The organism is Rhizobium sp. TRM95796, from assembly GCF_025779995.1.
Classification (GTDB): domain Bacteria; phylum Pseudomonadota; class Alphaproteobacteria; order Rhizobiales; family Rhizobiaceae; genus Rhizobium_E.
Genome location: NZ_JAOXHE010000002.1, coordinates 43417 through 55689 on the forward strand (window position 1 = coordinate 43417; position 12273 = coordinate 55689).

Consider the following 12273-nt stretch of genomic DNA (forward strand, 5'->3'; position numbering starts at 1 on the left):
TTAGAATTCGCCGTAGACCCGCTGGGTCTCCTGTGGCTGCAGCCGCTTGACGAGACCCACCGTATCGACGTCGCGGTCGAGCTGCGGCGACCAGGAGGCGGTCATCCAGCTGATTTCATAGCCGTGGTGGCGCAGGAATTCGATCGCCTTCTCGTTCTGCGAATGCGTCTCGATCGTGGCGACCTCATAACCCTGCCCCTCGATTTCGCTTTCCAGACGGGCGAGCAGCAGTTTGCCGAAGCCTTGGGACTGCCAGATCGGATCGACCCAGAGATCGCTGATGTGATTGTCGAGCCGCTCCCGCGCCGCCCAGGCGGCTGCCTGACCGCCCTGTTCGGCGACGTCGATGGTCAGGAAATTGTTGACGGTGAAGGCGAGGAAGGCGCGTTCGGCGTTGCGGCGCAGAAGCCCGATATCGATCCAGCCGGCGACCGCGCTTTCCCAGGCGCGAATGCCGATCGCGGCCAGAGCCATCGCTTCGTCTTCCCGCGCATTCCGGATGCTGGCCATCCGTCCTCCTATCCTGTTCACCTGCAATCGAAATACGGATTCGGGCTTTGGTCAAGCAAGCGTTTGGGAAGGCTGCCCTGTTGACGCGTTTTTAAGCATGTTTTATGAAAACCGGGTCATAGGAGACTGGATGTCGAACTCGTCGGAGCTTGTCTGAACCGTCCTGCCCGGTTTTTGTCCGCGCAGGAGTGAAATCATTGCCCGCCTCGCAGAGGAGGCTCGGGCCGTTTTTTCTTGCTCGTCTATCGAGCCTTCAGGGTTCCGACCATCATGGACATCACCCGCGCCGAACAGCGCATCCTCCACTTGCTCGCCCAGGGCGGCTTCATCGAACGCGACCGCCGCGCCAGCAAGATCGCCTCCGTCCGCTGCTTCACCCGCGACGGCTGGCTCTATCCCGGCCTCGACATCAACCTCTTCCGCAAACTGAAGCGGCTGAGAGCGATCTCGTCGAAATCAGGCCAGCCCTACCGCATCACCGAACGCGGGTTGATGCTGGTGCGGGCGCAGTTGGACAATCAGTAGGATTGGGTTGGTTGCGCCGCTGCCTATGGCGTAACCATCTCATTCGTCATGCTCGCCCTTGTGGCGAGCATCTGCCCACGTCGCGACACCCGCATCCTCACCGGACCCACGGCAGATCCTTGGGACGAGCCCAAGGAAGACGACGCAATTGAAGACGGCGGAATATCCGAACGGCCGAACGTCAGCCTCCGACGATCGCCCGAATGAGCTTGGCGAGAGGCTTCTCATCACCCGAAAAGCTATCGATCATGGCCTGGATGACGCGATCCTGAACAAGGACATCGTCGTCGAAGGACATGCCTGCATTTTCAGCCAACAGAGATAGAAACGCCAGTTGGGTACGGCCATTGCCTTCTCGGAACGGGTGGACCGCATTGATCTCCGCAAGCACATGCGGCGCCTTCTCAGCAAACTCCTGCGGCGCCAGACCCACGAGATGATCGGACGCGGCCAAGGCTGAAAATATGCGCAGCATTTCGCGATCGATATATTCGGGATAACAAAACCAGTTACCACCCTTGCCGATCCGTATCGTCCTAGGTTTTCCCGCCCATTGGTAGACGTCCTGAAAAAGATGGCGATGGAGCGCTTTGTAATGCCCGTAATCGAGGTCCCCGGACGGCCAATCTTCATCCGCGCGGGTCAAGAACATCGCGAGTTCAAATTCGTCGAGGTCGTCCTGCCGACGCAACCCCATCTTGTTTTTGAGAACGGTCGTTCCGGTGTAACACAGTGGGTCTGGCTCAGCCGTGTAAACCACTAGGAAACGATCTTGCTCCGGAAGTGGGCCTTGATGGCCGCTCGGCGCTCGTCACCGGGGCGACCTCTCGTCTCCAGCAACACAGCCTCCATGCGGGGAGTAAGGCGCAGCCCCTCGACGGCGCTGATCTTCTCGCCGCGCTCGCTTGTAAGCTTGCCGCCGGTCATAGTGATTTTGCCTTTTCGGGCGTCGCGCGTCATCTGCTTGGTCATGCGAGCAAGGCTAGCACAGGGCCAGCAAATCGGCAATTCCACCCGTTAATGACGATGGGGCAGTGAGTTTGGCTCTGTCGCGTTCAGGCCCCGTTTACGCGGCGAGAAGGATCTCCTCCGTCATGCTCGCCCTTGTGGCGAGCATCTGCGCACGCCGCGACACCCGCATCCTGACCGGACCCACGGCAGATCCTTGGGACAAGCCCAAGGAGGACGGCGGAGGTGGAAAACATAAGAAAAAAGCCCGCCGGCGCAGCGCTCGGCGGGCTTTTTTCAAGACTTATTTCGTCGGCTTACCACCACTTGGTCGGTTCGAACTTTCCTGCCGCCTGTTCGATGACATGAGCGGTCTTAAACAGGGTTTCCTCGTCGAACGGCTTGCCGATCAGCTGCAGGCCGAGCGGCAGACCCTTCTGGTCGAGGCCGGCGGGCACGGCGATGCCGGGGAGACCGGCCATGTTGACCGTCACCGTGAAAATGTCGTTGAGATACATCTTGACCGGGTCGTTGGCCAATTCCTCGTCGGCGATGCCGAAGGCGGAGGACGGGGTGGCGGGCGTGAGAATCGCGTCGACGCCGGCGTTGAAGGCCAGTTCGAAATCGCGCTTGATCAGCGTCCGCACCTTCTGGGCGCGGATGTAATAGGCGTCGTAATAGCCGGCCGACAGCACATAGGTGCCGATCAGAATGCGGCGCTTGACTTCTTTACCGAAGCCTGCGGCGCGGGTCTTCTCATACATGTCGAGAATGTCCTTGCCCTCGACGCGCAAGCCGTAGCGCACGCCGTCGTAGCGGGCGAGGTTCGACGAGGCTTCAGCCGGCGCCACGATATAGTAAGCCGGCAAAGCATATTTGGTGTGCGGCAGCGAGATATCGACGATCTCGGCGCCGGCGTCCTTCAGCCAGGCGATGCCCTGCTGCCAGGACGCATCGATTTCTTCCGGCATGCCCTCGACGCGATATTCGCGCGGAATGCCGATCTTGACGCCCTTCATCGACTGGCCGAGCGCCGCTTCGTAATCCGGAACCGGCAGGTCGACCGAGGTCGTGTCCTTGGGATCGACGCTGGCCATGGATTTCAGCAGGATCGCGGCGTCGCGCACGTCGCGGGCGATCGGGCCGGCCTGGTCGAGCGACGAGGCGAAGGCGACGATGCCCCAGCGCGAGCAGCGGCCATAGGTCGGCTTGATACCGACGGTGCCGGTGAAAGCGGCCGGCTGGCGGATCGAGCCGCCGGTGTCGGTGGCGGTCGCGCCGGCGCAGAGCTGAGCGGCGACGGCGGCCGCAGAGCCGCCCGAGGAGCCGCCGGGCACGAGTTCGGCGTTGGAGTTCTTCGCCTTCCAGGGGTTCTTGACCGGGCCGTAATAGGAGGTTTCGTTGGACGAGCCCATGGCGAACTCGTCCATATTGAGCTTGCCCAGCATCACCGCGCCGTCGTTGAAGAGGTTCTGGGTGACGGTCGATTCATATTCCGGCTTGAAGCCGTCGAGGATATGGCTGCAGGCCTGGGTGTGCACGCCCTTGGTGGCGAATAGATCCTTGATGCCCAGCGGAATGCCTTCGAGCGCGCCGGCATTGCCGGCGGCGATGCGGGCGTCCGACGCCTTGGCCTGTGTGCGGGCCAGTTCGGGCGTCACCGTCACATAGGCGTTGATGGCGGGATTTGCCGCTTCGATGGCGCTGATATAGGCGTCGGTCAGTTCGACGGCGGAAATTTCCTTGGCGGCAAGTTTTCCGCGGGCTTCGGCAATGGTGAGGCGTGTCAAGTCGCTCATCGGTCGGTCACTTCATGTCTGGCGGGTCACCGCGCGTCAAAAGGGAAATGTCGAAAGCGGGAGGCGGCGGGCCGCCTCGACCTTATTCGACCACTTTCGGAACCTGGAAGAAATTGCTGTCGGTCAGCGGCGCATTGGCCACGACACGCTCGGCGATATTGCCGTCGGTCACCACATCGGCGCGCTTCTTCATCGCCATCGGCGTCACAGATGTCATCGGCTCGACGCCGTCAACATCGACTTCCGACAGCTGTTCGACAAAGCCCAGAATGGCGTTGAGTTCGCCGGTGGTCTTCTCGGCTTCTTCCTCGGTCACAGCCAGACGCGCAAGCCGCGCCACACGCTTCACCGTCGCCACATCAACAGACATGTCCTACTCCAAATATCATTCGCCTCGCCCGCTATAAAGCCGCCCGCCACGGCGCGCAACGGCTTTTTCCCCGACGGACGAGGCGATCGACAGATCAGAAGGTCAGGACTTCGCCAACCTTGGGCGCCGCGACTTTCGTCTTGTGACCCTCCATGCCGGCCACGAATTTCTCCGCCGTCGGATCGAGCAGACCGAAGGTGGCGTAGTGGCAGGGAACGGCGGTTTCGAAGGAGAAGAAACGCTGGCAGGCGAGCGCGGCCACCGCCCCACCCATGGTGAAGCGGTCGCCGATCGGCACGAGACCGATCTGTGGCTGGTGCAACTCATTGATCAGCGCCATGTCGGAGAAGATGTCGGTGTCGCCCATGGCGAGGACGGACGGCGCATCGTCGAAATGCAGCATCAGGCCGTTGGCGTTGCCGAGCGCATGCGACACGCCGTCTTCGGTGACATGGGCCGACGAGTGCAGCGCATTGGTGAAGGTGGCGGAGAAACCGTTGAAGGCGATCGTGCCGCCGGTATTGCCCTGCTCGACCTTCTTGACGCCGCGATGGCCGAGCCAGGCGGCGAGATCGGCGTTGGCCAGCACTGTCGCGTCGAGTTCGCCGGCCAGCGCGATCGTATCGCCGACATGGTCCATATGGCCATGGGTGAGCAGGATATGGGTGACGCCCTTGGTGACATCCTTGAGATCCTGGCCGGCAAAAGCGGGATTGTGGCTGAGGAACGGATCGATCAGGATCGTGGCGGACGCCGTTTCGAGGCGGAAGGCGGCATGGCCAAGCCAGGTGAGTTTCATATGTCGACCTTTCTGAAAAATGACTCGCAAACTGTTACGCAACACAAGCGCAAAGGTTCGTCAGCCGTGTGAAGCTATGGCTTTTTTATGTGGATGGCGCTAGTCCGGCAAGATGAGCATTTTGAGCATCGAAGACCTGTCCACGTTCCTCGCGCCCGGCGACATCGTCGCGGGGCTCGATCTCGGCACCACGACCATCGGCCTGTCGGTCTCCGACAAGGGCCGCAGCTTCGCCAATCCCCGGCCGGTGATCAATCGCAAGAAATTCACCCTCGACGCGCAGGTGCTCTTGGCTTTCGCCGATAAGGAACAGGTGAAGGCCTTCGTGATCGGCCTGCCGATCAATATGGACGGCAGCTCCGGCCCGCGCGCCCAGGCGACGCGCGCCTTCGTGCGCACCATGGGGGAGAAGACCGACATTCCCTTCACCTTCTGGGACGAACGGCTGTCGACGGTGGCCGCCGAACGGGCTTTGCTGGAAATGGACGTGTCGCGCAAGAAGCGGGCGGAGCGGATCGATTCCGCCGCCGCGACCTTCATTCTTCAGGGCGCTCTCGACAGATTGTCGTCGATCGAAAGAGCGGCCTCGGCCGACTGATCCCTGCCCTTCCAGCGCCGATAGGCGGCGGCGATCTTCTTGCGGCGGCGGAAGGCCAGGATGGAGAAGAGCGCCAGGCTGTCGATGATGACAGCCTTCAGAACCAGCGGCGGAATATCCTGCGGCGGTATGCCGAGCACGTTGCCGTAGATCTCGAAAACGAGATCATGAAGCTGCCGCGTCAGGATCAGATAGCCGAAATTGATGTCGTAATAGGACAGCCAGTACCAGGAGCCGAGCAGCGTCAGCGGCAGGGCCCAGAGGATCAGGATCCATTTCATCGCGCCGCCTCCAGTCCCGGAAAGCGGGTCGACAGCATGGAGCCGAAAAGCCGATCGAACAGCCCCATCACGCAGATACCGATCAACGGCGCGGTCAGATCCTGCGCGATCAAGCACAGCACGCCTCCGATGGCGATGGCCGTTCCGATGTTTCGAGCGCGTCTACGCATGACACTCACGCCTGTTAACCCTGTCCCGACTGTCACAGGTTAACATTTGAGGCGCAACGTAAACCATTTGTTAAGGTTAATTTCGGCCCGTCCGCCTGTGGACGACGCCCCGATCCGGGGTCACGGATAGACGCCGCGCACCAGCTTCTGCACCGCCTGCTCCACCTTCTTCCAGTCCTTCTCGGTTTTCAGAACCGTCGAGCCGAGGCGCCCGCCGGCTTCGGCGGACAATACGATCTGCTGCACCGCGCCGAGCAGAATCACGTTCATCAGGCCGGTGTCGACGCCCTTGGGCGGGGCCATGCCCGCCCTCACCCGGGCGATCCAGTCGCCGAGCGCGCGGGCCCGGGCGTCGGCCAGCTTGCGCACCTGCGGGCTGTTTTCCGACATTTCCCAGGCGATGATCCTCTTCATCAGCGGGTCGCTGCGCAGGGCCTCCATGAACAGCAGCAGCAACCGTTCGACGAGGTCGCCATAGGTCAGCAGAAATCCGCCGCCGCCATTGTCGGGCATCTTCTCCTCGACCCAGCCTGCGAGCTCGCGGCCGATCGCCTCCACCAGCCCGTCCATGCCGCCGTAATAGCGATAGATCAGCTGCTTGTCGCAGCCGGCCCGGCGGGCCACCGCGTTGACGCCGAATTTCTGGAAGCCGCCCTCGGCGAGCAGTTCGGAGGCGGCTTTCAGGATCCGCGCAGTCGTCGCCGCCCTGTCCCGCATGGGAAGCTCGCCGCCACCCATCATTTCCGTCCTATCCAGCATGACGCCCCCGAAAACGCGTTGGTCTTCCGGTGATAGCGAGGCGCCGTGACGGAGGCAAATTGGTTAACGAAAGTTTCAGGGGATAAGTCACCCGGTGGTGATGGCGGGATTTGGGGTGCGCCTGCGCGCCCACCTGGCCGCGTCGCCATGCGGCGAGAGCGGATTTTGCTTGCGTCGGCTCATACAGCCGCCCGCGCCGCGACTTCCATCTTGGGCTTGGGCGCGGTCAGGAGCTTGATCGGCACGAGCGGGCTCGCCTCGGAATTCGGCATTTCCACCTTGTTCCAGCGCACCAGCTCCATCGAACCGTCGAAATTCTCGATGATGGCCGTGCAGCTTTCGACCCAATCGCCGGTGTTGATGTATTTGACGCCGCCGATATTCTCGATCACCGCGTGGTGGATATGGCCGCAGATGACGCCGTCGACCTGATTGCGGCGAGCCTCTTCGGCGACGACATTCTGGAACTCGCCGATGAAATTGACGGCGCGCTTGACCTGCAGCTTGGCCCAGGCGGAAAAGGACCAGTAAGGCAGGCCCAGGCGCCGGCGCACCTTGGCGATCAACACATTGAGCGCGATCGCCATGTCATAGGCCCAGTCGCCGAGATGGGCGATGAATTTGGCGTTGCGCACCACCACGTCGAATTCGTCGCCATGCAGAACGAGATAGCGCTTGCCGTCGGCGGCTTCGTGGATAATGCTCTTCTCCACCTCGATGCCGCCGAAATGGATGCCGGGATAATCGCGCATGAAGGAGTCGTGATTGCCGGGGATGTAGACGATGCGGGTTCCCTTGCGGGCCTTGCGCAGTAGTTTCTGGACGACGTCGTTGCAATTCTGCGGCCAGTGCCAGTTGCGCTTCAGACGCCAGCCATCGACGATGTCGCCGACGAGCACGATGGTCTGGGCGTCGTGGACACGCAGGAAGTCGAGAAGAAAATCCGCCTTGGCGGCCTTGGAGCCGAGATGGATATCGGAGACGAACAGGGTGCGCACCCGGCGGGTATTCAAACTATCTACATCTTGGGACATGACATCGCCTCACGATTTTTACGTGTCCTTGGAAAAGCAGACTCCTGTTTCACCAATGTGACAAGCGGCATGACGGGCCGCGCCGTTAAGCGCGGATTCATGTTTTTCTAGGAATGATCCGATTTTGGGACATGAAATCCACAAAAGAAGGCTCCACGCGCGGTCATGACAAATCGCCTGATCCTGCCTGTCATGCTGGCCGGCCTCACGCTCCCCGGCGTGGCCGCGGCCTCGGAGATTTGCGACCGGCTGCGCTTCGATCTCGCCACGCTGACGACGCGCGAAAGCCCGATCGCACAAGGCCTGAAATACGCCCGCGCGATCAACGACCAGAAATCATCGCTGCGCGAACTGAATGTCGCCCTGAAGGAAAAGGGCTGCTCATCGGGAAGCATCCTCGCCGTCGGCGCCGACACCGACGCGGCCTGTTCCGACCTCGAGGACAAGCAGGCGCGCATGCGGCGCAATCTCTCCATTCTGGAACGAAAGCGCCTCTCGTTGCTGTCGACTGCGGACGATCAGGCGCGGCAACGGCGTCGGCTCCAACAGGCGCTCGACGCGCAGGCCTGCACGGCCGCGCCGCAACTCGTCAGCGCGCCGGGCGTGACCGAAACGCCCTTGGTGCGGGATGCGCCCGGCGGCATGGAAATCATCCGCGCGCCCGAGATGGAAGACGGGCCCGCCAGCCACGGTTTCGTCGATCTCGGCGGCGCAGGCGCCAATGGCGGCCTGGTGACGATGTGCGTGCGCACCTGCGACGGCGCCTACTTCCCGATTTCGTCGCGCGCCTCCAGCTTCAATTTTCGCCGCGACGCCCAGGTCTGTTCGATGATGTGTCCGGGCCATGAGACGGAGCTGTTCTATCACAGCATCATGAGCGAAAGCACGGAGATGCGCTCGTCGACATCGGGGCAGGCCTATGCGGCGCAATCCTATGCCTGGCGCTTTCGCACCCAGGGGAAAGACGCGCAATGCGGCTGCAATTTTTCGCTCTACTACAGTGAAATGCTGCGGCGTGAGGCTGTGGTGTCCGGCAAGGCGCAGCCGAAGAAGCCGGCGGGGTCGATCGTCTGGGTCAAGCCGCAATTGCGGGGCGGACTGCCCGAGACCGCGACCGAGAACGCCGCCGTGGCCGAAAGGCCCTATCAGCCCGATCCGAAGATCCGCGTCATCGGGCCGATATTCCTGCCGGACGACCATGCGATCGATTTCCGCAAGCCCGTCGCGAGCGAAAAAGACGCCGGATAACGCCGTCGGTCAAGGTTCTATCCAGCTTGCTCCTCCACTACAGTCGCGACAGAGAATCGCTGGGGCGGAACGGGCATGAATCATCAGGTCATCATTCATTGGGGAATTTCGAGCTTTTTCGGCTGGGGCGTCTACGGCCTCAACCTCGCGCTGAATTGGGCGGGGGATTCCGGCATCGAAGCCCGCACGTCCTTCCCCTACAATCCCGATCAGGTGGTGGTCGATCCGCTGCGCCGGCTGGCGCTGCGGGGTTTTGAATATAACTCCCGCCAGTTCGTGTCGCAGTTGAAGCCTTTCGAAGGCAAGGCGGCGAATGTCGAGGCGACGCTGCTCTCGGCGCTCGGCAACGACTTCTCGATGAGCAAAGGGCCGCACAACACCGAGATTCACGGCAAGCCGACCATCGGCGTGGTGTTCTTCGAGATCCCGCAACTGTCCGCCGAGACGCTTGCCCGGGCCCAGCGCTTTCCGCTGATCGTCTGTGGCTCGACCTGGAACGAAGACATCCTGCGGGCCTACGGGCTGACCAATGTCACCACGGTGATCCAGGGCATCGACCCCACGCTCTTCCATCCGGCCCAGCGCCAGGGCGTGCTGTCGGATCGCTTCATGGTGTTCTCCGGCGGCAAGCTGGAACTGCGCAAGGGCCAGGATCTGGTGATGGCGGGATTTGCCCGTTTCGCCAAGCGCCATCCCGAAGCCCTACTGGTCAGCGCCTGGCATAGCCCCTGGCCGCAATTCGCCCGCACGCTTGATCGCTCCGGCAAGGCCGCGCCCCTGCCCTTCGGCGCCGACAACAAGCCCGACCTCGCCGCCTGGGCCCGCGCCAACGGACTTGCGGAAACGCAGTTCCTCGATCTCGGCGCCGTCCCCAACGCTTTGATGCCGCCGATCCTGCGCGAAATGGATGTGGCGCTGTTCCCCAACCGCTCCGAAGGCGGCACCAATCTCGTGGCGATGGAAGCGATGGCCTGCGGCGTGCCGACCATCCTGTCGGCCAATACAGGTCATCTCGACCTGATCGACGGCAAGAACTGCTATGCGCTGGAAACGCAAGCAGGCGTTTCGGGCGAAGGCGCGGGCGTCGGCTCGGTCTCCGGCTGGGGCGAAAGCAGCGTCGACGAAATCGAGGATACGCTGGAGCGCGCCTGGCGCGACCGCAACGACGCGCGTCGCCGCGGCGAGCGCGGCGCGGCCAAGCTCGGCGGCTATTCCTGGTCGCGTACGGCAGAGCAGATGCGCAAGATCGTGCTCGCCAACCGGGCCTGAGGCGCAAGCGTGATGGACATCGCGGTCTATGGCGGCCTGTTCTTCGCCGCCTTCGGCGCCGCGTCGATCCTTCCCATGCAATCGGAAGCCCTGCTCGCCGGCCTGCTGATCGCCGGGGACCATTCCATTCCGCTGCTGATCGCGGCGGCCAGCCTCGGCAATATCATCGGATCCGTCATCAATTGGGCGCTCGGCCGCAGCATCGAACGCTTTGGAGGCCGCCGCTGGTTTCCGGCCAGTCCGGCGCAACTCGACCGCGCCTCACGCTGGTATCAGAAATACGGGCGCTACAGCCTGCTGCTGAGCTGGGCGCCGATCATCGGCGACCCGATCACGCTGATCGCCGGCGTGCTGCGCGAACCTCTCCTGCCCTTCGTGATCCTGGTGTCGATCGCCAAGATCGGCCGCTATCTGGTGGTGGCGGCGGTGGCGCTCAATTGGGCCTGAGCATCGCTTCAGCGCGGGCTGCGGCCCGGGCGATCACCGGCTGATAGGTCTCGCCCGCCGACTGACGCTCGAGCCGCATCGTCGGATACCAGGGCGTCGCATCGCCCGAGGTCTGCCAGCGCCAGTCCGGGACGGCGCGCAACAGCGCGATCGTGGGTCGGCCGAGCGCGCCGGCGAGATGCAGCGGCGCGGTGCAGACCGAGACGACGAGGTCGAGATTGGTCATGATCGCCGCCGTATCGACAAAAGCGTCCGGACCCGAATCCGCATCGGGACCGGGATGCTCCAGAAGATAACTCACGCTCCTGACGCGCCAGCCGGTTCCGAAATCGGTCGGCTCGAGCTCGTCGCGATCGAGCTTCTGCAGAGCGATCAGCCTGGCGTCGGGGATCGCCGCGAACGGAGCCAATTCATCGGGCGACGAAAGGCTCCTGCCCTTCTCGGCCGGCGAATTGGGATTGCCTTTCCAGACCAGGCCGATCATCCGGCGTCCGTCGTCACCGAGACGGCTCTTCCAGGCCGACACTGCCTCGACCGGCGCGGTGAGATGGGCGGACATCGAAGGGACCGCCCCCAGCGTCAGCTTCAGCCGGTGCGGCAGGCTGAGCAGCGCCGTGTGAAAATCGCCGTCCGATGCGCCATGGGTCCCCGTCACCTTGACCGGGAACGGCAGCGACGACATCAGCGCGGCCAGCTTTTCCGGCACGTGGAACACGACATCACCACCCAGTGACGCAACCAATCCCAACAGGCGCGCGAACTGGATCGTGTCGCCGAGCCCCTGCTCGCCATGCACGATGAGGCGTTTTCCCGCGAGCGGCTCGCCCTGCCATTCCGGAATGTTGCGATAGCTCGGACGCTCCTTGAAATCGGAGGTCTGCCAGCGCCATTCATATTCACGGAAGCCGTTGGCGAAATCGCCCAGCCGCATCAGCGCGAGGCCGAGATTGTAGTGGCCTTCGGCGGCATCGGGCCAAAGCGCGGTCGCGCGGCGCAGAAGCGCGATCCCCTCATGCGAACGGCCGCTGTCGACGAGGAGATTGCCGAGATTGTGCAATGCGACCTTGTGAGCTGGCTCCAGCTCGAGAGTCCGACGATAGACGTCTTCCGCCTCGCCGAGCTCGCCGTTCTTGGCCAAGGCGATCGCGAGGTTGCAAAGCGTCTGCGCGGATGGCGGCGCAAGCCGCATCGCATTGCGATAGGAAGAGATCGCCTCCTCGAAGCGTCCGGCGTCGGTCAGCGCGTTGCCGCGATTGAACCAGAACTCCGGACGCGCCGGCTGCATCGCGGCGAGATCGTCGAAGATCTGCAAGGCCTGGTCGAGGCGACCCGATTGCCTCAGGGCCGAAGCCATCAGCGACTGAGCGTCGAAATGACCGCGATTTGAGGCGAGGACTTCGCGATAGATGGCGATGGCTCCGGCATAATCCTTGCGCTTGTGGAGGTCCACGGCGCGGGCGAGCCGCGCCTGCACGTCCTGTTCGTTCATGGTTTGCCGCGGTTGCGCCGTCATCAC

16 protein-coding genes are annotated in these 12273 nt (G+C 62.9%); 5 read left to right on the forward strand and 11 right to left on the reverse strand.

From position 1 onward, the window contains the following. Entirely contained in the window at positions 1 to 510 is a 510-nt protein-coding gene (locus OCK01_RS06295; RefSeq protein ID WP_263823385.1) for a GNAT family N-acetyltransferase, read from the reverse strand. Between the two features lie 270 nt (positions 511 to 780). Between OCK01_RS06295 and OCK01_RS06300 the strand changes: the two genes are divergently transcribed. Continuing rightward, on the forward strand, positions 781 to 1035 hold the full coding sequence (locus tag OCK01_RS06300; protein WP_263823528.1) for a YjhX family toxin: 255 nt from the start codon (positions 781 to 783) through the stop codon (positions 1033 to 1035). Positions 1036 to 1216: 181 nt separating this feature from the next. Here the strand turns inward: OCK01_RS06300 and OCK01_RS06305 are convergent, their stop codons facing one another. The 5 genes from OCK01_RS06305 to OCK01_RS06325 form a co-directional block, all read right to left on the reverse strand. Beyond that, entirely contained in the window at positions 1217 to 1795 is a 579-nt protein-coding gene (locus OCK01_RS06305) for a Fic/DOC family protein (protein ID WP_263823386.1), read from the reverse strand. Beyond that, complete coding sequence (locus OCK01_RS06310) at positions 1795 to 2007, reverse strand: hypothetical protein (protein ID WP_263823387.1); 213 nt, start codon at positions 2005 to 2007, stop codon at positions 1795 to 1797. The genes OCK01_RS06305 and OCK01_RS06310 overlap by 1 nt, the downstream gene beginning before the upstream one ends. A gap of 293 nt (positions 2008 to 2300) precedes the next feature. Next, positions 2301 to 3782: an Asp-tRNA(Asn)/Glu-tRNA(Gln) amidotransferase subunit GatA gene (gene gatA, locus OCK01_RS06315; RefSeq protein WP_263823388.1), complete on the reverse strand. Its 1482-nt coding sequence runs from the start codon at positions 3780 to 3782 to the stop codon at positions 2301 to 2303. Between the two features lie 82 nt (positions 3783 to 3864). Beyond that, a complete protein-coding gene (gene gatC, locus OCK01_RS06320) occupies positions 3865 to 4152 on the reverse strand; it encodes an Asp-tRNA(Asn)/Glu-tRNA(Gln) amidotransferase subunit GatC (RefSeq protein WP_263823389.1) in 288 nt (95 codons plus the stop codon). A gap of 94 nt (positions 4153 to 4246) precedes the next feature. Next, positions 4247 to 4951 carry a metal-dependent hydrolase gene (locus tag OCK01_RS06325; protein WP_263823390.1) on the reverse strand — a complete coding sequence of 235 codons (705 nt, stop codon included), beginning with the start codon at positions 4949 to 4951 and terminating at the stop codon, positions 4247 to 4249. Positions 4952 to 5063: 112 nt separating this feature from the next. On the opposite strand from OCK01_RS06325, the gene ruvX reads away from it, so the two are divergent. Next, positions 5064 to 5549 (forward strand): Holliday junction resolvase RuvX, encoded by a 486-nt coding sequence (gene ruvX / locus OCK01_RS06330; protein WP_263823391.1) that lies wholly within the window; start codon positions 5064 to 5066, stop codon positions 5547 to 5549. Here the strand turns inward: ruvX and OCK01_RS06335 are convergent. From OCK01_RS06335 to OCK01_RS06350, 4 genes are all read right to left on the reverse strand, one after another. Next, complete coding sequence (locus tag OCK01_RS06335) at positions 5495 to 5830, reverse strand: DUF6105 family protein (RefSeq protein ID WP_263823392.1); 336 nt, start codon at positions 5828 to 5830, stop codon at positions 5495 to 5497. The genes ruvX and OCK01_RS06335 overlap by 55 nt on opposite strands. Beyond that, positions 5827 to 6000 carry a hypothetical protein gene (locus OCK01_RS06340; protein WP_263823393.1) on the reverse strand — a complete coding sequence of 58 codons (174 nt, stop codon included), beginning with the start codon at positions 5998 to 6000 and terminating at the stop codon, positions 5827 to 5829. The genes OCK01_RS06335 and OCK01_RS06340 overlap by 4 nt, the downstream gene beginning before the upstream one ends. Positions 6001 to 6120: 120 nt before the next feature. Further along, positions 6121 to 6759 (reverse strand): TetR/AcrR family transcriptional regulator, encoded by a 639-nt coding sequence (locus OCK01_RS06345; protein WP_263823394.1) that lies wholly within the window; start codon positions 6757 to 6759, stop codon positions 6121 to 6123. 179 nt (positions 6760 to 6938) lie between these two features. After that, entirely contained in the window at positions 6939 to 7793 is an 855-nt protein-coding gene (locus OCK01_RS06350; protein ID WP_263823395.1) for a UDP-2,3-diacylglucosamine diphosphatase, read from the reverse strand. 165 nt (positions 7794 to 7958) lie between these two features. Here OCK01_RS06350 and OCK01_RS06355 point away from each other — a divergent pair, with 165 nt between their 5' ends. From OCK01_RS06355 to OCK01_RS06365, 3 genes are all read left to right on the forward strand, one after another. Further along, a complete protein-coding gene (locus OCK01_RS06355) occupies positions 7959 to 9041 on the forward strand; it encodes a DUF2865 domain-containing protein (protein WP_263823396.1) in 1083 nt (360 codons plus the stop codon). A gap of 75 nt (positions 9042 to 9116) precedes the next feature. Beyond that, positions 9117 to 10310 (forward strand): glycosyltransferase family 4 protein, encoded by a 1194-nt coding sequence (locus OCK01_RS06360; protein ID WP_263823397.1) that lies wholly within the window; start codon positions 9117 to 9119, stop codon positions 10308 to 10310. Positions 10311 to 10319: 9 nt separating this feature from the next. After that, complete coding sequence (locus tag OCK01_RS06365) at positions 10320 to 10757, forward strand: YqaA family protein (protein ID WP_263823398.1); 438 nt, start codon at positions 10320 to 10322, stop codon at positions 10755 to 10757. Here OCK01_RS06365 and OCK01_RS06370 read toward each other — a convergent pair. Next, a complete protein-coding gene (locus OCK01_RS06370) occupies positions 10744 to 12270 on the reverse strand; it encodes a tetratricopeptide repeat-containing glycosyltransferase family protein (protein ID WP_263823399.1) in 1527 nt (508 codons plus the stop codon). The two genes, OCK01_RS06365 and OCK01_RS06370, sit on opposite strands and share 14 nt — an antisense overlap. Between the last annotated feature and the right edge of the window lie 3 nt (positions 12271 to 12273).